Source organism: Ruegeria sp. AI3, assembly GCF_056541245.1.
On sequence record NZ_JBQFYA010000010.1, the window covers coordinates 99,415 to 120,705 of the forward strand.

General features: G+C 58.4%; 21 protein-coding genes. 8 read left to right on the plus strand and 13 right to left on the minus strand.

Going from position 1 to position 21,291, the window contains the following annotated elements; genetic code table 11:
• Positions 1 to 41: 41 nt before the first annotated feature.
• From ACRZ95_RS15585 to ACRZ95_RS15595, 3 genes are all read left to right on the plus strand, one after another.
• Positions 42 to 803: a DUF6478 family protein gene (locus ACRZ95_RS15585; RefSeq protein WP_170679855.1), complete on the plus strand. Its 762-nt coding sequence runs from the start codon at positions 42 to 44 to the stop codon at positions 801 to 803.
• An 11-nt stretch (positions 804 to 814) separates the two neighbouring features.
• Positions 815 to 1,174 carry a hypothetical protein gene (locus ACRZ95_RS15590; protein WP_170679853.1) on the plus strand — a complete coding sequence of 120 codons (360 nt, stop codon included), beginning with the start codon at positions 815 to 817 and terminating at the stop codon, positions 1,172 to 1,174.
• A gap of 77 nt (positions 1,175 to 1,251) precedes the next feature.
• A complete protein-coding gene (locus ACRZ95_RS15595) occupies positions 1,252 to 2,778 on the plus strand; it encodes an MFS transporter (RefSeq protein ID WP_480555186.1) in 1,527 nt (508 codons plus the stop codon).
• A 47-nt stretch (positions 2,779 to 2,825) separates the two neighbouring features.
• Here the strand turns inward: ACRZ95_RS15595 and ACRZ95_RS15600 are convergent, their stop codons facing one another.
• The 3 genes from ACRZ95_RS15600 to gpmI are packed head-to-tail and all read right to left on the minus strand — an operon-like array spanning position 2,826 to position 6,811.
• Positions 2,826 to 4,163, minus strand: a complete 1,338-nt coding sequence (locus tag ACRZ95_RS15600) for a S41 family peptidase (RefSeq protein ID WP_480555188.1) — start codon at positions 4,161 to 4,163, stop codon at positions 2,826 to 2,828.
• Positions 4,164 to 4,169: 6 nt separating this feature from the next.
• Entirely contained in the window at positions 4,170 to 5,300 is a 1,131-nt protein-coding gene (locus tag ACRZ95_RS15605; RefSeq protein WP_170679847.1) for a peptidase M23, read from the minus strand.
• Positions 5,297 to 6,811 carry a 2,3-bisphosphoglycerate-independent phosphoglycerate mutase gene (gene gpmI, locus ACRZ95_RS15610; RefSeq protein WP_170679845.1) on the minus strand — a complete coding sequence of 505 codons (1,515 nt, stop codon included), beginning with the start codon at positions 6,809 to 6,811 and terminating at the stop codon, positions 5,297 to 5,299. The genes ACRZ95_RS15605 and gpmI overlap by 4 nt, the downstream gene beginning before the upstream one ends.
• A 213-nt stretch (positions 6,812 to 7,024) precedes the next feature.
• Between gpmI and ACRZ95_RS15615 the strand changes: the two genes are divergently transcribed.
• Entirely contained in the window at positions 7,025 to 8,158 is a 1,134-nt protein-coding gene (locus tag ACRZ95_RS15615; RefSeq protein WP_170679843.1) for a DUF819 family protein, read from the plus strand.
• Between the two features lie 3 nt (positions 8,159 to 8,161).
• Entirely contained in the window at positions 8,162 to 9,583 is a 1,422-nt protein-coding gene (locus ACRZ95_RS15620; protein ID WP_170679841.1) for a pyridoxal phosphate-dependent decarboxylase family protein, read from the plus strand.
• Here ACRZ95_RS15620 and ACRZ95_RS15625 read toward each other — a convergent pair.
• The 4 genes from ACRZ95_RS15625 to ACRZ95_RS15640 form a co-directional block, all read right to left on the minus strand.
• Complete coding sequence (locus ACRZ95_RS15625) at positions 9,580 to 11,250, minus strand: sulfatase-like hydrolase/transferase (protein ID WP_170679839.1); 1,671 nt, start codon at positions 11,248 to 11,250, stop codon at positions 9,580 to 9,582. The genes ACRZ95_RS15620 and ACRZ95_RS15625 overlap by 4 nt on opposite strands.
• Positions 11,251 to 11,313: 63 nt before the next feature.
• Positions 11,314 to 11,550, minus strand: coding sequence for a (Na+)-NQR maturation NqrM (gene nqrM / locus ACRZ95_RS15630; RefSeq protein ID WP_170377292.1), 237 nt, complete (start codon positions 11,548 to 11,550; stop codon positions 11,314 to 11,316).
• A 15-nt stretch (positions 11,551 to 11,565) separates the two neighbouring features.
• Entirely contained in the window at positions 11,566 to 12,591 is a 1,026-nt protein-coding gene (locus tag ACRZ95_RS15635; RefSeq protein WP_170679838.1) for an FAD:protein FMN transferase, read from the minus strand.
• 66 nt (positions 12,592 to 12,657) lie between these two features.
• Positions 12,658 to 12,843 (minus strand): hypothetical protein, encoded by a 186-nt coding sequence (locus ACRZ95_RS15640; RefSeq protein ID WP_170377287.1) that lies wholly within the window; start codon positions 12,841 to 12,843, stop codon positions 12,658 to 12,660.
• A 112-nt stretch (positions 12,844 to 12,955) separates the two neighbouring features.
• On the opposite strand from ACRZ95_RS15640, the gene ACRZ95_RS15645 reads away from it, so the two are divergent.
• Complete coding sequence (locus ACRZ95_RS15645) at positions 12,956 to 13,480, plus strand: CBS domain-containing protein (RefSeq protein WP_170679837.1); 525 nt, start codon at positions 12,956 to 12,958, stop codon at positions 13,478 to 13,480.
• A 43-nt stretch (positions 13,481 to 13,523) separates the two neighbouring features.
• On the opposite strand, the gene ACRZ95_RS15650 is transcribed toward ACRZ95_RS15645, so the two are convergent.
• Positions 13,524 to 14,267, minus strand: a complete 744-nt coding sequence (locus ACRZ95_RS15650) for a metallophosphoesterase (RefSeq protein ID WP_170679836.1) — start codon at positions 14,265 to 14,267, stop codon at positions 13,524 to 13,526.
• 125 nt (positions 14,268 to 14,392) lie between these two features.
• Here ACRZ95_RS15650 and ACRZ95_RS15655 point away from each other — a divergent pair, with 125 nt between their 5' ends.
• Positions 14,393 to 15,406, plus strand: a complete 1,014-nt coding sequence (locus ACRZ95_RS15655) for a GDP-mannose 4,6-dehydratase (protein ID WP_170679835.1) — start codon at positions 14,393 to 14,395, stop codon at positions 15,404 to 15,406.
• 15 nt (positions 15,407 to 15,421) lie between these two features.
• Complete coding sequence (tviB, locus tag ACRZ95_RS15660; RefSeq protein ID WP_170679834.1) at positions 15,422 to 16,705, plus strand: Vi polysaccharide biosynthesis UDP-N-acetylglucosamine C-6 dehydrogenase TviB; 1,284 nt, start codon at positions 15,422 to 15,424, stop codon at positions 16,703 to 16,705.
• 57 nt (positions 16,706 to 16,762) lie between these two features.
• Here the strand turns inward: tviB and nqrF are convergent, their stop codons facing one another.
• From nqrF to ACRZ95_RS15685, 5 genes are read right to left on the minus strand one after another with little or no spacing between them, the layout of a single operon-like run.
• Positions 16,763 to 17,986, minus strand: coding sequence for an NADH:ubiquinone reductase (Na(+)-transporting) subunit F (gene nqrF, locus ACRZ95_RS15665; RefSeq protein WP_170659344.1), 1,224 nt, complete (start codon positions 17,984 to 17,986; stop codon positions 16,763 to 16,765).
• A gap of 10 nt (positions 17,987 to 17,996) precedes the next feature.
• Complete coding sequence (gene nqrE, locus ACRZ95_RS15670) at positions 17,997 to 18,605, minus strand: NADH:ubiquinone reductase (Na(+)-transporting) subunit E (protein WP_170377273.1); 609 nt, start codon at positions 18,603 to 18,605, stop codon at positions 17,997 to 17,999.
• Complete coding sequence (locus tag ACRZ95_RS15675; protein WP_170679833.1) at positions 18,605 to 19,258, minus strand: NADH:ubiquinone reductase (Na(+)-transporting) subunit D; 654 nt, start codon at positions 19,256 to 19,258, stop codon at positions 18,605 to 18,607. Before ACRZ95_RS15675 ends, nqrE begins: the two co-directional genes overlap by 1 nt.
• Positions 19,258 to 20,085 (minus strand): Na(+)-translocating NADH-quinone reductase subunit C, encoded by an 828-nt coding sequence (locus ACRZ95_RS15680; RefSeq protein ID WP_170679832.1) that lies wholly within the window; start codon positions 20,083 to 20,085, stop codon positions 19,258 to 19,260. Before ACRZ95_RS15680 ends, ACRZ95_RS15675 begins: the two co-directional genes overlap by 1 nt.
• The gene (locus ACRZ95_RS15685; RefSeq protein WP_170472437.1) at positions 20,078 to 21,286 is read right to left on the minus strand and encodes an NADH:ubiquinone reductase (Na(+)-transporting) subunit B; all 1,209 of its coding nucleotides are present in this window, start codon (positions 21,284 to 21,286) and stop codon (positions 20,078 to 20,080) included. Before ACRZ95_RS15685 ends, ACRZ95_RS15680 begins: the two co-directional genes overlap by 8 nt.
• Positions 21,287 to 21,291 lie beyond the last annotated feature (5 nt).

Here is a 21,291-nt window from a genome sequence, read left to right on the forward strand (position 1 = left end):
CGGTCTTTGACTAAAGAGGTCCTACGTCGGACGAAGGGACTATGGGTAGGATTCTCGAACGCTATTTTCACCGCAGGGTTTTGGACCGCTGGCGCAAGGCCGCGCAGATGGCGGGTGACGCCCCTCAGGCCGAACTGCGACGCCAGCGCGACAGCGCGCGCGCCCTGCAAACACAGCTTAGGCAGGTGATTGACACGGCGGATATTCGGCTGCCCGATCCGCAAATCGGCTCGAACCAGTTTCCCAAACCGATCGGCACGGATTGGAGCTGGCGCCCCGATCTGTGGCGCTGGCCCCTTGCCACGCCCGGCATTGCCTCACCCCCGCGCAAAGCGTCCCTGGGCGATCAGGTGCAGGTGTTTCACGACTGCCCACAGGCCGAGATCGCTATGCGCCAGAACCGCAACCGTCTGCCCAGTGATCTGGCCCCCTTCAACATGGGCGTGGAGGTCTTTGGCTTCGAAGGTAGCTTCCTCTCGCTTTCGATCCAACTGCCAAGCGATGCCTCTCAGGGCCTGAGCCTGCAGCACCTTATCCGCCTGGACACGCATATTTACGCGGAGCAGGAGATCGACCTCTTTGCCCGGCTCAACATCCTCAGCGGTCCGAACACCGAACAGGTTCTGCGCAAGCTTGATCTAGCCAGCCCGTCGCCCAGCGTCGATTTCGATCTGGCCCATCTGCCGTTGAATGAGAAACGGATCGAGAAGATCTGGTTGGACCTGATCCTTGAAAACCCCGGCATGAACAGCGTCACTCTGCGCGATCTGACTTTGTGCCGCCACCATCGCGCTGATTTGTGAGGTCTTTGGGAATGACTGAGCCACGACTGACCCGGACCCGGTTTGAAAACGGAATTTGGCAAGGACATCTGCGCGCCCAGACCCAGCCGGATATTCAGGTGCTTTACCGTGGCGAAGATGTCGAAGGCGTCACCCTCTCGGATGTCGAGGACGGCTGGACCGTGACCATCCCGGTGCCGGTCGCGGCCCTCTCGGACGGCGTCCATAGCTTTGTCATATCCGAGCGCTCAACGGCCCGGAAACTGGGTGATTTTACGGTGATATCGGGCGAACCTGCCGCCGATGATTTGCGCGCCGAAGTCGAGCTATTGCGCGGTGAGCTTGACATGCTCAAGCGGGCTTTTCGCAGAATTTGCCGGGAACCCAGCTGAGGCGAGACCCGGGTTTTCCTATCTTTTTCGCCATTTACATGCATCATTGAGGCAGCCGCAACACTCCGGAAGCCGCCATGGATCGCAAAAGTATCATCAAAGTCATTGCATTGATGGTGACCGCATTCGGCATCGGCATCGACTTTACCGGGGCCTTGATGCTGGTTCCGTCAATCGAAAGCAGCTTTGACAGCGATATCACCAGCACCCAATGGGTGTTGAATATTTACGCACTGTTCTTCGCCATGACCATGGTCGCCGGAGGGCGCTTGGGCGACATGTACGGTCACCGCAAGGTGATGATCATCGGCCTGTCAATCTTTCTGTTTGCCTCGGTGTTGTGTTTCTTCGCACCCGGCCTCGATTTCCTGATCGGCGCGCGCGCCTTGCAAGGCATTGGCGCAGGATGCGTCTGGCCCTGCACCTTGGCCTTTGGGGCCACCAAAGTCTCCAAACAGGAACACCGCGCGCTTGTCATGGGTCTGATCTTGGCGGGCGTGACCACGGGCAATGTGTTTGGCCCAATGATCAGCGGACTTGCCGTCAGTTTAGGCGAATGGCGATACTTCTTCCTCGCCAACGTCGTGTTCTCCTGCATCTCGATGGCAACCGCACTGATTTTGATGGAGCGGGAGACCCAGCACAAACAGGGCGAACACATCGACTTTGCCGGTATGGGAATCCTGTCCTTTGCTGTGCTTCTTCTCCTCTACGGGCTGGATGTGGGGGCTGATTGGGGCTGGTCGTCAATCCCGCTTTTGCTGCTTTTCTTTGTCAGCGCCGTTCTGTTCCTGCTGTTTCCGCGCGTTGAAAAGCGGGTGAAAGAGCCGCTCCTATTGCCGCAATTAATGCAGAATAGAGAATTTCTGATCACGCTTGGCCTGAATATGTTCAACGTCTCAGCCGCCTTCGTCGCGTTGTTGTACTTTCCGCAATACATGCAAAAGGTGCTGGGCTGGACGACTTTCCAATCGGCGCTTGGGCTGGCCCCTCTGACTATCCTGTTGGCGGTGGGGTCGATTGTCTCCGGCACGCTCTACAATGATTTCGGGCCTAAACGCCTGCTGTTTTGGGGCTATGTTCTGGCGGCTGTCGGATCGGCCAGTATCGTGATCCTGCCCAGCAGTTTGGGCTATTTCCACATCCTGCCGGGCATGGCGATGATCGGGTTGGGCGCGACCCTGACGGTCGGGCCGTCCGGAACTGCTGCGGTATGTGCGGTCAAACCCGAACGCGCCGGGCTGGTTGGTGGCCTCAGCTTCATGACGCATCTGGTCTATGGGGCAATCTCGGTCGCCTGTGCGACCGCCATCATGTATGCGGTGTCGCTGTCTACCCTACGAGACAAATTGGCCGCCGCCGGCATTGATCTGACCGATGCCGAACAACGGGCGATCAACGGCGGTTCCCTTAGCACCGACTCTGCACATGCGGTGATGGCAAAGCTGAACGCGGATCAGATCGATACAGTCAAATCCGCGCTCACAACTGCCTTTGACAGCGGCATGAGCATGGCATTCATCTTTTCCACGATCTCGGTCTCGTTGGGCATTCTTCTGGCGCTGATGCTAGACGAAGCCAAGCTGCACAAGATCGAAAGTTGAAAGGGCCGCGCTTGGCGCGACCCTTTGGGTTTTACTGAGACTCGATTTTACTGAGACGGGCTGTCAGGATTGAACGCCGACAGACCTTTGAGGATGTCGATGGCATAAGCCAGCTGGTAATCCTCTTCCCGCAGCTCAGCGGTGGCTTCAGCTTTGGCGCGGTCTTCTTCGATCTGACGGATTTCATCCTCGCTGAGGCTGTCATTGTTCAGACTGCCGCGAAGATCCGCCTCGGAACGTGTCGGACGATCATCCTCTTCTTCGGTTTCCGGAGCCGGGCGCGGTTGTTCTACGATGATGTCCGGGCTGACACCTAACGCCTGGATCGAGCGGCCAGACGGCGTGTAGTAACGCGAGGTGGTCAGACGCATCGCGCCGTCACCGCGCAGCGGCATCACTGTCTGCACCGAGCCTTTACCAAAGCTCTTGGTGCCAACAACAATCGCGCGACGGTGGTCTTGCAGGGCGCCGGCCACGATTTCAGAGGCCGAGGCCGAGCCGCCATTGATCAGCACCACAATTGGCTTTCCTTCGGCCAGATCACCGGGAGTCGCGTTGAATCGCTCGCCGTCCTGTGGGTCACGCCCACGGGTCGAGACGATCTCACCTTCGTTCAGGAACGCGTCCGAGACCTTGATCGCCTGCGTTAGCAGACCGCCCGGGTTATTGCGCAGGTCCAGCACAAAGCCATTGACCTTGTCGATTCCGCCCGCTTCCTCGATCTGCTCTTCCATTCCGGCCTGCAGGTTCGGGAAGGTCTGATCGTTGAACGTGGTCACCCGCATGACAACGCTAGTGCCCTCGGTCCGAGCGCGTACGGCGGTCAGTTTGATCGTGTCACGAATGATTGTGACATCGAACGGATCAGGCTCACCCTCACGCACAACGGTGATCACGATTTCCGAGCCGACAGGGCCGCGCATCAGTTCAACCGCCTTATCCAGCGTCAGGCCCAGAATGCTTTCGCCATCCACATGGGTGATGAAATCTCCGGCCTCAATCCCGGCCTCATCGGCAGGCGTGTCGTCGATCGGAGAGACGACTTTGACAAAGCCTTCCTCTTGCGTGACCTCGATACCAAGCCCGCCAAACTCACCCCGGGTCTGGACGCGCATCTGTTCGGCATCATCGGGCGACAGGTAGCTTGAATGCGGATCAAGTGAGGTCAGCATACCGTCAATCGCGGCTTCGATCAGCTCTTCCGGCTCAACCTCTTCGACATATTGCGCGCGGATCCGCTCAAAAATGTCACCGAACAGGTCGAGTTGTTGGTAGACATCGGCCTTGCTCTCGGCCTCCTGCGCCAGCAGCGGTCCTGCGATCTGAGTTGTTGCAATGATGCCTGCAACCGTTCCGGCCAGTCCGGCCATCACAAATTTCTTCATACTCGTTTATCCATCCTTGCTGGTCCGAAACCACGACTCGGGGTCCACGGGGCTGTTATCTTCTCTGACCTCTATATAGAGCGTTTCTGACCGGTCAGTTCCAGTGCCATCACCACGAGTTGACAAAATAGCACCGATTTCCGGCGTTTCACCGGGCATCAAACCGACCGGAGTGCCCTCTGGTATCACTTGACCTATGTCTCCGTAGACTTCCTGCAAGCCCGAAAAGACGAATAAGAGGCCGGGCTGAGGCTCAAGAATGATCAGATTTCCCAGGTCCAGAAGCGGACCTCGGTAGCGAATTGTAGCCGCCGTGGGCGTTGTTACCAGGGCACGCGGGCGCGCACCAAGCACGAGCCCCGGCCGCGTCACGCCCGCTGCGTCTGTTTCCCCGGCCCGGTGCAATAAAACGCCTTGAACCGGCAGAGGCACTTCGCCCTTGCGGCTTTGAATAGAGTCGTCACTTTGCGCGATCTCCCCTTCCGAGATTTCGGATAGGCCTGTTGCGAACCCATCGAGTGTTTCGGTCGAAGAGATCAGGATCGCCGTTTTGATCGGGTCTTCAACAAAGCGCTGCGGCAACCCGGTGCGATCCGCGATGGCCTCGCTCAGGCGTGTGCGGGCAGATTGCACGCCGGTCAGACCTTCTGTCAGGGTTTCCGCCGCATCCTGCTGCAGTACTCGCAAGGTCTGAACCTCTTGCAAATCCTGTTCCAAAGCCTGCGCCTTGGCATTCAGGCCTGGTGTCACCTCGGACAGCATTATCCCGGCCCGCGCAGCCCCCAAGGGGCCCGAAGGGTGCAACATCAGCACCGGCGGGGTGGTCGTTTCTATGGTCTGCAATACACCCAGCAACTGCGCGACATCCTGTTCCCGCGCGCGCAGCTCGGCCGACAGCTGCGCCTCGCGCGTGGCCGCCATGCGCAACCCGTCACGCATGGCGGATAACCCAGCCTCGTAGGCTTGGATCGTCACTGTCAGAGCGCGCACCCGGTCGCGGGCGCTTTCAGCCTCGGACAGCGAGATTGACGCCTGTTCCAACATCTCGGCCGCCGCCAGCGCTGCCTGAGAAGGCGTGTTCTGCGCCTTAGCCGAGCCACACAAGAGCACCGCCAAGGCTGCGGCGAGACCCCTCATGACAGCAGGCTTTCCCCAGTCATCTCAGGCGGTTTGGGCAGGTTCATCAGTGCCAGCAAGGTGGGCGCAAGGTCCGACAATCGCCCGGTGCGGAGCGTCGCCCCCTCGGGCCCGCCAACCAAAGCCACCGGTACCGGATTAAGCGTGTGCGCGGTATGCGGGCCACCTGTCTCCGGATCCACCATTACTTCGCAATTGCCGTGATCGGCAGTGACGATCATCGCCCCACCGGCTTTTTCCAGTGCGGCAACCACGCGAGCCAGACCTTGATCCACGGCCTCACAGGCTTTGATCGCAGCGCTCAGATCTCCGGTATGGCCGACCATATCGGGGTTGGCGTAGTTGGTGACGATCAGATCATAGCCAGCCTCGATTGCCTCAACGAACTTGTCCGTCACCTCGGCCGAGGACATCTCGGGCTGTAGATCGTAGGTGGCCACTTTGGGCGATTTGGGCATGAAGCGATCTTCGCCAGCTTCGGGGACCTCCTTGCCGCCGTTCAGGAAGAAGGTCACATGGGGGTATTTCTCGGTTTCGGCCAGACGGAACTGGCGCAATCCCTGTTTGGCCACCCATTCGCCCAGAGTGTTCACGATGGCTCGTTTGGGGAACACGGTCGTCATATAGGCGTTGTGGCCGTCGGAGTATTCGACCATGCCAAGCAGAGCAGATAGCACCGGGCGCGGGCCGGTGTCGAAATCGTCAAAGCCCGGCTCGGCAATCGCGCGCAGGATTTCCCGCGCGCGGTCGGCGCGGAAGTTCAGGCAGAAAAACCCGTCACCATCTTTGACACCGTCATAACCTTCCAGCACGGTCGGCACAATGAACTCATCCGTCTCGGATTGGTTGTAAGCGTGATCGACTGCCGCATTCGCCGCGGTACCGGCACGGGCCTGTCCTTTGATCATGGCGTTGTAGGCTTGGCTGACACGCTCCCACCGGTTGTCGCGGTCCATGGCGAAGTAACGCCCGCAAACGGTGACGATACGCGCGCCTTCGGGCAGACGTTCCTCAAGCTCGGAGATGTAGGTGAAAGCAGATTTCGGAGCGACGTCGCGCCCGTCGGTCACTGCATGCAGAGCCACCGGAACGCCGGCATCCGTGATCGCTTTGGCCGCTGCAACGATATGGTTCACATGCCCATGGACACCGCCATCCGAGGCCAGCCCCATCAGATGCGCCGTCCCACCCGCGGCTTTCACTTTTGCAATGAACGCCTGCAGCGCGGCGTTGTTAAAAAATGAGCCATCCTCGATCGCCAGATCAATCTGGCCCAGATCCATCGCCACCACACGGCCCGCACCGATATTGGTGTGCCCAACCTCGGAATTTCCCATCTGACCGCTGGGCAAACCCACATCCGGGCCATGCGTAATCAGCGTGGCATGCGAGCCCTGCATGATCGTATCGAATGTCGGTGTGTTGGCCAGAAAAGGGGCATTAGCCTGAGTGTCGTCGGACAATCCCCAACCATCAAGAATACACAGGACTACTGGTTTGGGCGTGGCCATTTTGGTCTCCGGTAACTGCTCTTAGTGAACCTTCTATCGCCTGACCGCTTTGGGGTGAACCGCCTTTGCGCCCATCGGCGCAGATTTAATCGTTTCATAAACTGACCCCGACACCCGGATTTCCTTACCCGAAAGGAACGTGAACCTTACGTCAGACCACCTTGTGCGAACGGCGTCGTGCTGCCTAGTCTCACCTTCAGGGAGAGGGAACCTATGCAGCCAGAGATCGCAGTCTTCGCACTGATCTACCTTTTGGCGCCTGCCGCGATGATGCTGCTAGCGCGGCATTCGACTTTGGCCGGACGGCTGGGGCCGATTGTGCTGTGCTATATGGCCGGATTGGCGCTGGGGCTATCTGGTCTGCAACCTGACGCGGCTGGTCAGGTCCGTGACGGGGTCATGGAGGCCAGTTTGGGACTTGCCCTGCCGTTGCTGCTGTTTGGGGTCGACCTTGGGGCTTGGGGGCGGATCGCAGGTTCCGCGCTTATGTCGATGGCGCTGGCCGTTGTCTCGGTCACGCTTGTTGCAACGGGCCTGTTCTTTGCGTTCCAAGCGGGCGGCACCGCGCAGACCGAGCAGTTGTCCGGCATGGCTGTGGGGACGTACACAGGCGGCCTTGCGAATATGGGAGCGATCAAACTGGCACTGGATATCCCAGAGAACCGCTATCTGTTGTTTGCAACCGTAGATACTATTGTCGGTGCAGGTTACCTGCTGTTTGTTCTGACGTTGGCCCCGTTGGTTTTCGCCCGCTTTCTGAAGCCGTTCCCGGGTGATCGCGACACGCAGGCGCCCGCAGCGGACGAAGCCAATGCGCCGAATATGCTCCGTCAGGGGGTGGTGGCTTTTCTGGTTAGTGCATTTTGCGTGGCCGCGGCGGTGCTGCTGACTCCTCTGTTCAGCTTTGCACCATCGCAGGTCATGACCGTGGTTCTTCTAACGTCGCTAGGTCTGCTCGGCTCGGTCACGCCGTCTTTGCGCAAAAACCGGGCCGCATCTCATATGGGCATGTACCTGCTCTACGTATTTTCATTCAGCGTCGCGGCTTCGATGGATCTAGCGGAGTTGCGCGATATGGATCTGTCTATTCTTGGCTTTGTACTGATCGCCACCTTCGGCAGTTTCGGTCTGCACGCACTGCTTGCACGCACCGCCGGGGTCGACCGGGATACATTCCTGATCACCTCGGTCGCAGCGGTCATGTCGCCTGCCTTTGTGCCCATGGTCGCCCGCAGCTTGCGCAACCCTGCGATCTTGATGTCGGGCATGGCAACCGGCATTCTCGGCTTTGCGATCGGGAACTATCTGGGCATTTCACTGGCGCTGCTTTTGGCCGGGAAAGGATAGGATATGGATCATCAGAAATTGCCAGAGACAGGCCGCCCTGAAGGCGAGATCCTGAACCAGTTGAAATCCTTTGCCGAAAACGACCCGAATTACCGCGAGGGCCGGACGTGGAGCCTTGTGTATCATCTGGACGATGACCACGACGCCTTCACAGCCAAGGCCTACAGCGCGTTCTCTTCGGCAAACGGGTTGAATCCGGCGGCGTTTCAGAGCCTCAAACAGATGGAGACGCAGATCATCTCAACCATGGCCGGGTTGCTTAAAGGCGGACCGGCGACCTGTGGCGTGGTCACTGCGGGCGGCACCGAGAGCTGTCTGATGGCGGTCAAAACCTACCGGGACATGGCGCGCAAAAAGCGCAAGGTGACCCGTCCGAACATGATCCTGCCCAAGACCGCCCATGTCGCCTGGTTCAAGGCCGCCGAGTACTTCGGCGTCAAGGCGCGTCTTTTGCCGATGACGCCGGACTACGCCACCGATATCTCCAAACTTGCGAGGTTGATTGACGCCGGAACGGTGATGATCCTCGGGTCAGCGCCGGAATACCCGCATGGCACCATCGACCCGATTGCCGAGATGGGCGCAATCGCGCAGTCCAAAGGCATTCCCTTGCATATCGACGCCTGCGTCGGCGGGCTGATCCTGCCCTTCATGGAGCGGAACGGCGTTGACCTGCCCGATTGGGATTTCCGTGTGCCGGGGGTGACGTCCATCTCGGCCGATCTGCATAAATACGGCTATGCGGCCAAGGGGGCGTCAACCATCCTGTATCGCAATCTTGACCTGTTGAAGCACCAGATGTTCGTCTGCCAGGACTGGCCCGGAGGGGTCTTTGCCTCGCCCGCTTTGCTGGGCACAAGACCAGGAGGCGCCTATGCCGCCGCCTGGGCGGTGATGCAGAAACTCGGTGAGGACGGCTACTGCCGGTTGGCGAAAGACACCACCGAAGCGGTCGAGACCTTGAAGACGGGAATAGCGGCGATAGACGGCCTGCGCATTCTGGGAAACCCGCAGGGGCCGCTGCTGGCCTATGGCTCAACCGATCCGCAACTGAACATCTATGCCGTGGCGGATCAGCTGGAGCGCGCCGGTTGGAGCATCAATCGCGTTCAAAACCCAGATGGCATCCATTGCATGGTCACCGCCAAACACCGGCATGTCACCGATGAATACCTGGCCGATCTCGCCCAGGCGGTTGCAACCGTTCGCGCCAACCCCGAGCTCGCCAAAACCGGAGGGGCCGCAACCTATGGCATGATGGCCCATGTCCCGCTGCGCGGCATGGTGAAATCCAAGGTGCTGGATGTGTTTGCCGAGATGTACCGGGCCGGTGGTGGAGATTTGCATCTGGATGACGGCAAGACCCCGAACCTGCTGGAACGCGGCATGGCCCGATATGTTCAGTGGAAAGCGCGGCGCAGTTAGTCCTTCAGATAACTCTTGTACGGCTTGGCTTTCCGGTTTCGGTATTTGACCGTCAGGTCTAGCGGCATGTCATTTTCGTCGTAGATCCCCAACACGATCCCCCTGCCCCGGCTTTTGGTTCGCATCTCGATCAGTTGCTGTTCAGACCGCGTCGTGCGCTGTGACGGGCGGCGTGTCCAAGCGAACAGGTGGTCATACATTTCACTGATCACCTCGGCATGATCTTCGCTGTCGCCCAGATCAACCAACTCCTCCGGGTCGTTTTCAAGATCGAACAGGATCGGACGGTGCCCGCCCTCACAATGGATCAGCTTCCAGCGTTTGTTGGCGACCATGAACATCACCGCAGCGCGGACAGAGGCGTTCATCCGCTCGGCAATTGGCGACGCGGAATAGTCGTATTCGCAGATCACCACATCCCGAGGCCGGTCCTGTGCCTGTCCATGCAGGATCGGCAACAGGGAATGACCTTCGAGGATATGACTGGCGACGCCGCCTCCGGCCACATCTACGAATGTCGGAGCAAGATCAATGGATTCGACCAGCGCATCGCTCACCATGCCTCGGGTCGCGTCGGCCTCGGGCGAAGGGTCATAGATGATCAGTGGCATTTTGGTCGAGGTATCGTGGAAGAACGTTTTCTCGCCCATCCAATGGTCGCCTAGAAAGTCGCCATGATCTGAGGTCAGAACGATCATCGTATCTTCCATCCGGCCGGTCCGCTCCATCCAGTCAAACAACCGGCCCATCTGATCGTCGGCCTGCTTGATCAGGCCCATATAGGCTGGGATCACCGCCTCACGCACATCCTGGCGCGAGAAGGTCTCACCGATTTTGGTCTCCATGAACGCTTTCAACACCGGATGCGCATTTTTGCGTTCCTCATCGGATCGCACCACCGGCAGCACATGTTCAGGTCCGTACATCGAGGCATATGGCTCTGGCACGATATAGGGCCAGTGCGGTTTGATGAAGCTTAGGTGGCAGCACCATGGGGCGTCATGGGTTTCCATGAACTCGATCCCGCGCCCGGTCAGATAGGGAGTCTCGCTGTCTTCTTCGGCGATATTTGCAGCCTCCGAGGAGTTCTTCAGGAACCAGCCAGACAGAACATTGCCATCTGCGTCCAACCCGGAATTTGCGAAGTCATGCCAGGGGTTGTCGCCTTCATAGCCTTTGTCTCGCAGATACTCATTGTAGGCCTTGGCCCCATCGGGGTCGTAAAACCCGTCCGGCCCTTCGGGGCGCATTCCGTCATCGCGTTCGAAGACATCAAAACCACATTCCGCCACACGAGCGCCAATCAGGCTGTCCGGTTCAAGACCGAGCCGCGCCATGCCTTCCGCATCCGCGCGCATATGGGTTTTGCCAACCAGCCAGCATTCCATCCCCGCCTTACGCAGGTGGTCGCCCATCGTCATCTCACCGACCTTCAAGGGAATCCCGTTCCACGAGGCTCCATGCGAATGCACATACCGACCCGTATAGGTCGACATGCGCGAACTGCCGCAAATCGGCGATTGGATATGGGCGCGATTGAATCGCACACCCCGCGTGGCGAGACGGTCGATATTCGGCGTGTGGAGGTGCGGATGCCCGTAGCAGCTCAGGTAATCCCAGCGCAGCTGGTCGAACATGATGAACAGGATATTCTTGGCTTTGGCCACATGCGCCTCCGGTCTGGTCCGAAGGCTATCTAGCCAATTCCCGATGGACAGTGCAAATGCCGATTAGGCCTGACGCTCCATCTGCTCCAGCATCTTCTTGGCGCGTTTGCATTGCAGCTGATCACGCAGAGGGCTGTCGGGGTCGATGTCCTTTTGGCAGACCACGCATTTATCCGCGCCCGAGATCGCGTTCAAACCACCGCAGCTGCCCTTGATGGTTTTACCCATCAACATCACGCCCAGCGACATGCCAACCATGACCAGAGACAGAAGAATAAAGGCCAGAATGAAGGTGCTCATCTCGGTTCCTACCAATCAGTTGGTGCCCAGAGCGTCTTTGAACGCGCTGCTGTGCGAAGTTATATAGGCATCATCGCCGCCTGTCACATCCCGCGAGATGAAATACACGGCAAGTTTATGCTCTTCGGCCAGCTTCATGCCCTTTTCCTGACCCAGCGCCAGCATGGCAGTCGCCCAGGCATCCGCCATCATGGCGGTTTCCGCCAGAACCGTGACCGAGGTCGTCCGGTGCGTGATCGGACGCCCGGTTGTCGGGTCGATGATATGCGAATAGCGCACACCGTCTTGTTCGAAGTAGTTCTTGTAATCGCCCGAACTGGCCATACCGCGATCGTCCAGCGACACGATCAACTGCAGGCTCTGGGACCCGGCCTGAGGCTTTTCGATCCCGATCTGCCACGTTTCGCCCTTGTCGTTCTGGCCTTTTGAGACCAGATCGCCGCCGATCTCGACCAGATAGTTTTCGATGCCTGCGTCCCGCAAGGTCTCGGCGACGGCGTCAATGCCATAGCCTTTAGCGATAGCCGACAGATTGATCCCAACGCCAGGTTCGGATTTTGCTAGCGTTCCTGCCTCAGCATCCAGCGTCAAAAGCCGATTTTGTCCAACGCCTGCCAGCGCGGCCTCGATATCAGCATCCGACGGCACAGGGTCTTCGGGCTTGCGCGGACCAAAGCCCCAAAGTTCGATCAACGGGCCGAGTGTGACGTCAAAGGCTCCATCGGTTTTGTTATGAACGTCATTTGCGGCGGCCAGAACCAGCGCGAACTCGTCGGAGACAGCAACAGGGTCGGTGCTGGTAGACGCCGAGAAGGTCGAAACCTCGGAATTCGGATCCCAGTTCGACATCTTGGCGTTGACAGCGGCCAGAGTCTCCTCGACCGATGCCGCCAACGCAGTTTCGTCGAGATCCTCGCCAATTGCGGTGACATTGAAGGTTGTGCCCATGGTCTCACCCGCCAGGCGCACCACATCGGGTTCCTTGTCGAACAGGCAGCCAGTCAAAAGGGTGGCAAGGGCCAGCGCAGGCAGTAGACGCATGGATCAGTCTCCGGGAAAAGCAGTGCCCGGCATATGCCAGCCACCCCGGTCAGAGTCAAACCGGCTTCACAACTTCAGCGGCAAAAAACCCAACATCAAAAGGCCAATCCCAGCTGGAAGTCCGAACAACCACGCCCGTTTCTGCCACCCGTCCGGCTGCTGTTTCCACACCATGCGAAAATTATGGCCGCAGACCACCACAACAAAGAAAATCAGCGCAGCAATCGGGGGTGTCAGATAGATGTCACTCACAGGCTTGGACTCCGGGTTTTCGCCGATGCGGGCATTTGCACCCTATACAGGCCATTTAGCTGCGCTAAGGTGAAAGGGAAAGACTTTGCAAGAACCAAAAAGGAGATTGCCCATGGCCCCAACCTCATACCAGGCCCCCACACGCGGCGACAAGCAGGACAAGTCCACCTACAGCCAGTCGACGGGATCGAACCTGTCGCAGTCGCAGACGACCGTGGCGAAACTGCTTGAGGGGAAAGGCGACGCGGTGTTCTCTGTCCGTCCGAACGAGACGATCCACACGGTGGTGAATATTCTCAAGGAAAAACACATCGGTGCCGTTCTGGTGACCGATCAGAACGGAGCGCTTCAGGGCATCCTGTCCGAGCGTGACATCGTGCGCCGTATGGCTGACACGCCCGGCCAGACCCTGCCGCAATCGGTCGAGGATCTGATGACCAAAGAGGTTCAGAGCTGCGCGCCCGACGATACGCTGAATGCGGTTCTGAAAACCATGACCGAAGGCCGCTTCCGCCATATGCCGGTTGTCCGCAATGGCCTTTTGTGCGGTATGATCACAATCGGTGACGTCGTGCATTTCCGTCTGAAAGAGCTGGAATACGAAGCGCTTCGCATGAAGCAGATGATCGTTGGCTAAAGCAACCTGGCCCGCGGCGGTCTTTCGCCTCGGGCCAGACGACCTAAGCTGTTGCAGTGAATGTGACCCCTCCGGGGTACAACTCAGCAGCGGTCAGGCAGTTGGTCGCGAAAGCGCCGGTGTCGATCGAAATCACCCCGTCCCTAACCTCGGCCTGATCCACGATCGTGTGCCCATGCACCACCCATTGACCATCCCGGCGTGGCAGTTGTCGGAATTTGGGGTGGCCCCAAAGACAGGTTCTCCGGTCCTGTTTTTCCACTGATGCCCGAGGGTCCAGAGCGGCATGAACGACCGAGACATTGCCGCTGGTCCACATCAGGGGCCGCTCGGTCAGCCAGTCCACAAGCCCCTCGCCCATGGCAATGCGCAAACGCTCAGCCAGATCGTCCTTGCCGGCGTCGATATCCGTAATGCCAAAGGAGGCAAGCGTCTGGGCGCCCCCGTTGTTCATCCACAGCGGGCCAATGCCGAACGGATCCTCAAGAAACCGCAGCAACATCTCTTCGTGATTGCCCAACAGGCAGGTTACGCGCCCGTTCGAGGTCAAACTCAGATGTTTCAACTGCCGCAACACCTGCGCGCTGTAATCGCCCCGGTCGATATAGTCACCGACAAATACCCAGGGCAGGCCCTCATCAAGCTTCGGCAGCAGGGCTTGCAACAGTTCCAGACGTCCATGGATATCTCCGACCGCCACAAAACGCGCCTCGGGCCTTATGCCCGACACATCCGCGCCGCGCATTCCGCCCGGTCCAAGTAGCCCTTTGATCCAGCCCGTCACCATGCAAAGACCTCTACTCCGACCGGTTGCGACGGACAATCGGCAATCGGTCCGGAAACGGGCGGTTGACCAATGGGCGCGCAACCTTGATAGACATTGCAGACAGGTCGCCGAAGCGTGAGGGATGTATGAAGCGGGTTTTGATCACGGGCACAGCCGGGTTTATCGGCTTTCACCTGGCGAAGCTGTTGCTGTCTGAAGGGTTCCGTGTGCATGGCTATGACGGGATGGCAGACTATTACGACGTCGCCCTCAAGCAACGCCGCCACCAGATGTTGCTGCAAAATCCCGGTTTTACCACCACCGAGGACATGCTGGAAAACCACGAACGGCTGATGCAGGTCGCGGATGAGTTCCAGCCCGAGGTGATCATCCACCTCGCCGCTCAGGCCGGTGTGCGCTACAGCCTGGAAGAGCCGCGCAGCTACGTCAACTCGAACGTCGTCGGCACGTTCAATGTGATGGAGGTCGCGCGACAGCACAAGGTTCAGCATCTTCTGATGGCCTCGACCTCGTCGGTCTATGGCGCCAATGAGGATATGCCCTTTACCGAGGTTGAAAAAGCCGACACGCAGCTAACCATCTACGCGGCCACGAAGAAGGCCAATGAGGCGATGGCCCATTCTTATGCCCATCTTTGGGACCTGCCGACCACCATGTTCCGGTTCTTCACGGTCTATGGCACGTGGGGGCGGCCCGATCTGGCACTGTACAAGTTCGTAGACGCGATCCTCGAAGACCGCCCGATTGATATCTACAACCACGGCGACATGTATCGCGACTTTACCAATGTCGAGGATCTGGTCCGTGGCATCCGTTTGCTGATCGACGTGCCACCGGTGCGGCCCGCCATCGCAGATGAGGTCGAGGACGGCGACAGTCTGTCCCCCGTCGCGCCGTACCGGGTCGTCAATATCGGCAATGGTGACAAGGTGCGCCTGATGGATTTCATCGAAGCCATCGAAGCGGCGATCGGGAAAAAGGCCATCCGCAATTACATGCCCATGCAAATGGGCGACGTCCCCGCCACGTGGGCCAATACTGACCTGTTGCAACGCCTGACAGGGTACCGCCCGGAAACCAATTTCAAAGACGGGATCGCGCAGTTTGTTGCGTGGTTCCGCGACTATCACGGAAAGTAAAGGGCTTAGACCGGAATGCTGGAAACCAATCCTGACGCCCGCAAAATCGCCGTGATTGGGTTGGGCTATGTCGGCCTGCCGCTGGCGGTTGCTTTTGGAAAAATCGGCCCCGTGATCGGATTTGATATCAACGCCGAACGGATCGACGCCTTGCGCAATGGCAAGGACGCAACGCAAGAGGTCGAACCCGAAGACCTTGCCGCCGCATCGGGTCTGAGTTTCACGACGCAAGCCTCCGACCTTGCGGCATGCGACACCTTCATCGTCACAGTCCCCACCCCAATCACCGCAGGCAAACAACCTGATTTGTCGCCTCTGCTCACAGCCTCGGAAACCGTGGGAATGGTCCTAAAGCCCGGCGATCTGGTGATCTACGAATCCACCGTCTATCCCGGCGCGACCGAGGAAGACTGCGTGCCCGTGCTGGAACGCACCTCGGGCTTGATTTTCAACACTGATTTCTTTGCCGGCTACAGCCCCGAACGGATCAATCCGGGCGACAAGACCCATCGGATCGCGGATATCTGCAAGGTGACCTCGGGCTCGACCCCAGAGGTGGCGGAACTGGTCGATGCGCTTTATGCGCGGATCATCAAAGCCGGAACGCACAAAGCTGAAAGCATCCGCGTGGCTGAGGCTGCAAAGGTGATCGAAAATACTCAGCGCGATCTGAACATCGCACTGGTGAACGAGCTTGCGATGATCTTCGGACGGATGGAGATCGACACCGAGGCCGTTTTGCGTGCGGCGGGAACCAAGTGGAACTTCCTGCCCTTCCGCCCCGGTCTGGTAGGGGGGCACTGCATCGGCGTGGACCCCTACTATCTGACCCACAAAGCCGAAGCCGTGGGCCATCACCCTCAGATCATTCTGGCCGGGCGGCGGCTGAACGATCGGATGGGTAGTTATGTTGTGTCTCAACTGGTTAAACGCATGACCCGCGACGGCATCAATGTCGGTGCGGCACGCGTTCTGGTTCTCGGCCTGACCTTCAAGGAAAACTGTCCTGACCTACGGAACACACGCGTCGTTGATATCATTGAAGAATTGCAGAGCTATGGCATCAGCATTGATGTCCACGATCCCCATGCTGACCCCGCCGCAGCCGAGGCTGAATACGGCCTCTCGCTTTCAAGTTCCCCTCAGGACGGAACTTATGATGCAGTCGTTCTGGCCGTCGCGCATCAGGAATACAAAGACGCTGATCCGTCAACGTTCCGAGCTTACGGCAAACCCAACAGCGTGGTGTTCGACATCAAATCATGCCTGCCAAGGGACGCGAGTGACTTGAGGCTCTGATGCGGTCTGGAGTCCAACAAAAAAAGCCGGCGCACCATGCACCGGCTTTTTTGTCTCTTACCCGCCGAAATCGTCGAGCATGATGTCTTCGCGGTCCACACCCAAATCCAGCAGCATGTTGATGACCGACTGGTTCATGATTGGAGGACCACACATGTAGAACTCGCAGTCTTCAGGCGCGGGGTGGTTCTTGAGGTATTCTTCGAACAGAACGTTGTGGATGAAGCCGGTATAGCCTTTCCAATCGTCCTCGGGCTGTGCGTCCGACAAGGCGACGTGCCAATCGAAATTGTCGAACTCTTCGGCCAGTTGGTCGAAATCCTCGACAAAGAACATCTCTTTCTTCGACCGCGCACCGTACCAGAAGCTGATCTTGCGATCGCGGTTCTCAAGACGCTTTAGCTGGTCGAAGATGTGGCTGCGCATCGGCGCCATGCCCGCACCACCGCCGATGAAAACCATCTCTTTTTGGGTTTCGCGGGCGAAAAACTCACCGAACGGACCCGAGATGGTGACTTTGTCACCCGGCTTGAGGTTGAAGATATAAGACGACATCTGACCCGGAGGGATGCCATCGGAACCCGGAGGGGGCGAGGCCACGCGGACGTTCAGCATGATCATGCCCTTTTCGTCCGGATAGTTCGCCATGGAATACGCACGCTCAATCGGTTCTGCGACGACAGATTCGTACTGCCACAGATTGAAGCGATCCCAGTCTTCGCGATATTCCTCTTCCACGTCGAAATCGGTGTATTTCAACTGGTGCGCAGGGGCCTCGATCTGGATGTAGCCACCAGCGCGGAAGTTCACGTCCTCGCCTTCGGGCAGGTCCAGGGTCAGTGCCTTGATGAAGGTCGCCACGTTCTCGTTCGAGCGAACGGTGCATTCCCATTTCTTAACGCCAAAGACTTCCTCGGGGACTTCGATGTCCATGTCCTGCTTGACCGCAACCTGACAGGACAGACGGTCACCACAGGCCGCTTCACGCTTGGTGATGTGGCTTTCCTCGGTCGGCAGGATTGACCCGCCACCGGAATGAACCTTCACCCGGCACTGCGCGCAGGTACCACCGCCACCACAGGCAGACGGAACGAACAGCTTTTCAGCCGCCAAGGTCTGCAGCAGCTTGCCACCGGCAGGGACCGAGATGGTCTTTTCGCCGTTGATGGTGATGTTCACGTCACCGGTCGAGACCAGTTTCGAACGGGCCGCCAGAATGATCGTCACCAGCGCGATGACGATCACTGTGAAAAGGGCAACGCCTAAACCAAAAGTTTCCATTCTGCCCTCCTTACAGTTTCACGCCCGAGAAGGACATGAAGGCCATTGCCATCAGACCCGCGGTGATGAAGGTGATCCCCAGACCTTGCAGGCCGTCGGGAATGTCTGAGTATTTCAGCTTTTCACGAACGCCCGCCATTGCGGTGATTGCCAGTGCCCAACCAAAGCCCGAAGACAGGCCATAAGTGGTCGCCTCTGCAAAGTTGTAATCCCGCTCCACCATGAACAGCGAACCACCCAGGATGGCGCAGTTCACCGTGATCAGCGGCAGGAAGATCCCCAGCGCGTTGTAGAGCGGCGGGAAATACTTATCCAAAACCATCTCGAGGATCTGAACCATCGCCGCAATCACGCCGATATACGAGATTAGGCCAAGGAAGGTCAGGTCCACATTCGGGAACCCGGCCCAGGACAGCGCACCCGGCTTGAGCAAGTAGTTCAGCAGCAGGTTGTTGGCAGGAACGGTAATGGCCTGCACGACCATGACCGAAATACCCAGACCCAACGCGGTCGAGATCTTCTTCGACACGGCGATGAAGGTGCACATCCCCAGGAAGAAGCTGAGCGCAAGGTTTTCGACAAAGATGGCCTTTACGGCCAGTGAGATCAGACCTTCCATCAGTGGGCCTCTACCTGCTGAATTTTGTATTCACGCTCTTCCACCTGGTTCGGCTTCCATGTGCGGAAGGCCCAGATGATCAGACCGATGATGAAGAACGCCGACGGGGGCAGAAGCAGCATGCCGTTGGGCACGTACCAGCCGCCGTTGTTGACGGTCTCCAGAATGGTGACACCGAACAGCGACCCGGCACCGAACAGCTCACGAATGAAGCCAACCAGCAGCAGGATCAGGCCGTAGCCCATGCCGTTGCCCATGCCGTCGATAAAGGACGCAACCGGAGGGTTCTTCATCGCAAACGCCTCGGCGCGGCCCATCACGATACAGTTGGTGATGATCAGGCCAACGAAGACGGACAGCGTTTTGGAAATTTCAAACGCAAAGGCCTTTAGGATCTGGTCCACCAGGATCACTAGCGAGGCGATGATCACCATCTGCACGATGATCCGGATCGAGCCGGGAATTTGGTTGCGCAGGCATGAGATGAAGAAGGACGAGAACGAGGTTACGAAGATCACCGCCAACGCCATCACCATCGACACCTGCAGCGATGATGTCACCGCCAGCGCCGAACAGATGCCCAGCACTTGCAAGGTGATCGGGTTGTTGTCGACAAGCGGGTCGACCAGCATCTCTTTCTTGGTCTGGGACATCAGAGCTCTCCTGCTTGCAGTTTGGCCAGAAACGGAGCGTAGCCCGCATCCCCCATCCAGAATTTCACCAGGTTGTCGACACCGACCGAGGTCAGCGTGGCCCCAGCCAGCGCATCGATATAGAAATCGGGTCCGGCAGCAGGCTGGGATTTCGATACGGTGATCTGGAGATCGCCATTTTCGTCACGCAGCTTCTTGCCACTCCACAGGGCCTTCCAGCGTGGGTTATCCACCTCGGCCCCCAGACCCGGTGTTTCGCCGTGCTGATAGAACTGCAGGCCGTAGATATCGTTGCCGTTGTTTTCCAGCGCGATAAATCCATAAAGCGTGGACCACAGCCCATAGCCGTGCAGCGGTAGGATAACCTTATCCAAGGCCCCTGCATCATCGCGCAGCAGGTAGATCACGCGATAGTTCGACTTGCGGCCAATGCCCGCCGGGTCATCATCCAGCGCGACGCTCAGCTCAGGGTCGCTAGCGGCTGCGATATCGTCGAATGTGGCCGGATCAAACTGATCGTCGACAAACTCACCAGTCGCCAGTTCCAGCACATGAGGCTCAAACGCGGCGAAGGCTTCGGTCACGTCGATGCCAGGCTCATAGACGCCCGCAACCTGCAAAACGTTGACCTGCTTGTCCTTCAGGCGGTTCGCCTCCTGCACCGGGCGCAAGCTAACAGCGGCCGCGGACACGACCATCGAGGCGACCAGACAGACAGCAACCGCGATGATGATCGTCTTGCCGACAGACTCCGGCGAGGCTGCCAGAAACTTGGCAATTGCGCCTTTAGGTGCCTCGTTTTGATCTGGGGATTGCGTATCAGACATGGCGACGCGCCCTCCGTTTGATGTTGGCTTGGACGACGAAGTAGTCGATCAGCGGAGCAAAGACGTTGCCGAACAGAATGGCCAGCATCATGCCTTCGGGGAAAGCCGGGTTGATCACACGGATCATCACAACCATGATACCGATCAGCGCGCCATAGATGTAGCGACCCATGTTGGTGTGGCTGGCCGAAACAGGCTCGGTCACCATGAAGGCCAGACCGAAGGCATACCCACCAATGACCACATGCCAGTACCAAGGCATCGCGAACATCGGGTTCGTGTCCGAACCAATTAGGTTCAGCAGCAGGGTAAAGCCGATCGTGCCTGCTAGACAGCCTACAATCAGGCGGTAGTTGGCGATCCGAGTGGCCAGCAGAAAGGCCAGACCGATCATACAAGCAAGGGTCGAAGTCTCACCGAAACTGCCTTGGATCGAGCCGAAGAACGCGTTCCACCAGGTGATGCCATCAGCGGCCAGAGCCTGAAAGCCCTGCGACGCGGAGACGGACAGCGCGGTTGCGCCCGAGAAGCCGTCAACCGGCGTCCAGACTGTGTCACCGGACATGCTCGCCGGGTATGCAAAGTACAGGAACGCACGACCGACCAGAGCCGGGTTCAGGAAGTTCTTGCCGGTGCCGCCAAAGACTTCTTTCCCGATCACGACGCCGAAGATGATGCCCAAGGCCACCTGCCAAAGAGGCGCGGTTGCGGGCATGATCAGCGTATAAAGCATTGAGGTAACAAGGAAACCCTCGTTCACCTCATGGCCCCGCACGGTGGCAAAGATGACCTCAAAGATACCACCCGCTACGAGCGTCACGATGTAGATCGGCAGGAAATAAGTGAGCCCGTGCATCACATTGGCAAAGACGCTGGATGGATCCAGCGAGATACCAAACATCTGCAGCAGAGCAATCCGCCATCCGGTGGCCGATTCAGGCCCCAGCAGCGCGATGGCCGAGTTCGCCTGATAGCCGGTATTGTACATCCCCCACAGGATACAGGGGATCGTCGCGATCACGACGTAGGTCATGATCCGCTTCATGTCGATATACGACCGAGCATGCGGCGCGGCGGTGGTTACAGTTTTCGGAGTGTAGATGAAGCTTTCCACCATCTCGTAGATGGGGAAGTACTTCTCGTACTTGCCGCCCTTGGTAAAGTTTGGCTCGATCCGATCAAAGAAGCTGCGCAAACCCATTTGGA

Bases quoted from the DNA above. Each gene is read 5' to 3' on its own strand.
- ACRZ95_RS15585 (WP_170679855.1), top strand. From the start codon at position 42: ATGGGTAGGATTCTCGAACGCTATTTTCACCGCAGGGTTTTGGACCGC.
- ACRZ95_RS15590 (WP_170679853.1), top strand. From the start codon at position 815: ATGACTGAGCCACGACTGACCCGGACCCGGTTTGAAAACGGAATTTGG.
- ACRZ95_RS15595 (WP_480555186.1), top strand. From the start codon at position 1,252: ATGGATCGCAAAAGTATCATCAAAGTCATTGCATTGATGGTGACCGCA.
- ACRZ95_RS15600 (WP_480555188.1), bottom strand. From the start codon at position 4,163: ATGAAGAAATTTGTGATGGCCGGACTGGCCGGAACGGTTGCAGGCATC.
- ACRZ95_RS15605 (WP_170679847.1), bottom strand. From the start codon at position 5,300: ATGAGGGGTCTCGCCGCAGCCTTGGCGGTGCTCTTGTGTGGCTCGGCT.
- gpmI (WP_170679845.1), bottom strand. From the start codon at position 6,811: ATGGCCACGCCCAAACCAGTAGTCCTGTGTATTCTTGATGGTTGGGGA.
- ACRZ95_RS15615 (WP_170679843.1), top strand. From the start codon at position 7,025: ATGCAGCCAGAGATCGCAGTCTTCGCACTGATCTACCTTTTGGCGCCT.
- ACRZ95_RS15620 (WP_170679841.1), top strand. From the start codon at position 8,162: ATGGATCATCAGAAATTGCCAGAGACAGGCCGCCCTGAAGGCGAGATC.
- nqrM (WP_170377292.1), bottom strand. From the start codon at position 11,550: ATGAGCACCTTCATTCTGGCCTTTATTCTTCTGTCTCTGGTCATGGTT.
- ACRZ95_RS15635 (WP_170679838.1), bottom strand. From the start codon at position 12,591: ATGCGTCTACTGCCTGCGCTGGCCCTTGCCACCCTTTTGACTGGCTGC.
- ACRZ95_RS15645 (WP_170679837.1), top strand. From the start codon at position 12,956: ATGGCCCCAACCTCATACCAGGCCCCCACACGCGGCGACAAGCAGGAC.
- ACRZ95_RS15650 (WP_170679836.1), bottom strand. From the start codon at position 14,267: ATGGTGACGGGCTGGATCAAAGGGCTACTTGGACCGGGCGGAATGCGC.
- ACRZ95_RS15655 (WP_170679835.1), top strand. From the start codon at position 14,393: ATGAAGCGGGTTTTGATCACGGGCACAGCCGGGTTTATCGGCTTTCAC.
- tviB (WP_170679834.1), top strand. From the start codon at position 15,422: ATGCTGGAAACCAATCCTGACGCCCGCAAAATCGCCGTGATTGGGTTG.
- nqrF (WP_170659344.1), bottom strand. From the start codon at position 17,986: ATGGAAACTTTTGGTTTAGGCGTTGCCCTTTTCACAGTGATCGTCATC.
- nqrE (WP_170377273.1), bottom strand. From the start codon at position 18,605: ATGGAAGGTCTGATCTCACTGGCCGTAAAGGCCATCTTTGTCGAAAAC.
- ACRZ95_RS15675 (WP_170679833.1), bottom strand. From the start codon at position 19,258: ATGTCCCAGACCAAGAAAGAGATGCTGGTCGACCCGCTTGTCGACAAC.
- ACRZ95_RS15680 (WP_170679832.1), bottom strand. From the start codon at position 20,085: ATGTCTGATACGCAATCCCCAGATCAAAACGAGGCACCTAAAGGCGCA.
- ACRZ95_RS15685 (WP_170472437.1), bottom strand. From the start codon at position 21,286: ATGGGTTTGCGCAGCTTCTTTGATCGGATCGAGCCAAACTTTACCAAG.